The sequence below is a fragment of the Serratia sp. LSHTC3 genome (assembly GCF_057197125.1).
Genome location: NZ_JBXUNP010000017.1, coordinates 1 through 1,418 on the forward strand (window position 1 = coordinate 1; position 1,418 = coordinate 1,418).

General features: G+C 52.5%; 1 rRNA gene. It reads left to right on the plus strand.

What is annotated here, in order from left to right:
* Positions 1-1,399: ribosomal RNA gene (locus AC2CGI_RS24050) — 23S ribosomal RNA — on the plus strand; the annotation flags it as partial.
* Positions 1,400-1,418: the final 19 nt, after the last annotated feature.

Here is a 1,418-nt window from a genome sequence, read left to right on the forward strand (position 1 = left end):
AACCCTGAGGCGTGATGACGATGCACTACGGTGCAGAAGTAGTTGATGCCCTGCTTCCAGGAAAATCCTCTAAGCTCCAGGTAACATTAAATCGTACCCCAAACCGACACAGGTGGTCAGGTAGAGAATACCAAGGCGCTTGAGAGAACTCGGGTGAAGGAACTAGGCAAAATGGTGCCGTAACTTCGGGAGAAGGCACGCTGGCATGTAGGTGAAGTCCCTTGCGGATGGAGCTGAAGCCAGTCGAAGATACCAGCTGGCTGCAACTGTTTAATAAAAACACAGCACTGTGCAAACACGAAAGTGGACGTATACGGTGTGACGCCTGCCCGGTGCTGGAAGGTTAATTGATGGGGTCAGCCGCAAGGCGAAGCTCTTGATCGAAGCCCCAGTAAACGGCGGCCGTAACTATAACGGTCCTAAGGTAGCGAAATTCCTTGTCGGGTAAGTTCCGACCTGCACGAATGGCGTAATGATGGCCAGGCTGTCTCCACCCGAGACTCAGTGAAATTGAACTCGCTGTGAAGATGCAGTGTACCCGCGGCAAGACGGAAAGACCCCGTGAACCTTTACTATAGCTTGACACTGAACATTGAGCCTTGATGTGTAGGATAGGTGGGAGGCTTTGAAGCGTGGACGCCAGTCTGCGTGGAGCCATCCTTGAAATACCACCCTTTAATGTTTGATGTTCTAACTCGGCCCCGTGATCCGGGGTGAGGACAGTGTCTGGTGGGTAGTTTGACTGGGGCGGTCTCCTCCCAAAGAGTAACGGAGGAGCACGAAGGTTAGCTAATCACGGTCGGACATCGTGAGGTTAGTGCAAAGGCATAAGCTAGCTTGACTGCGAGAGTGACGGCTCGAGCAGGTACGAAAGTAGGTCTTAGTGATCCGGTGGTTCTGAATGGAAGGGCCATCGCTCAACGGATAAAAGGTACTCCGGGGATAACAGGCTGATACCGCCCAAGAGTTCATATCGACGGCGGTGTTTGGCACCTCGATGTCGGCTCATCACATCCTGGGGCTGAAGTAGGTCCCAAGGGTATGGCTGTTCGCCATTTAAAGTGGTACGCGAGCTGGGTTTAGAACGTCGTGAGACAGTTCGGTCCCTATCTGCCGTGGGCGTTGGAAGATTGAGAGGGGTTGCTCCTAGTACGAGAGGACCGGAGTGAACGCACCACTGGTGTTCGGGTTGTCATGCCAATGGCATTGCCCGGTAGCTAAGTGCGGAAAAGATAAGCGCTGAAAGCATCTAAGCGCGAAACTTGCCTCAAGATGAGTCTTCCCTGGGCCTTTAAGGCCCCTGAAGGAACGTTTAAGACTAAGACGTTGATAGGCTGGGTGTGTAAGTGCAGCGATGCATTGAGCTAACCAGTACTAATGATCCGTGAGGCTTAACCTTACAACACCGAAGGTGTTTT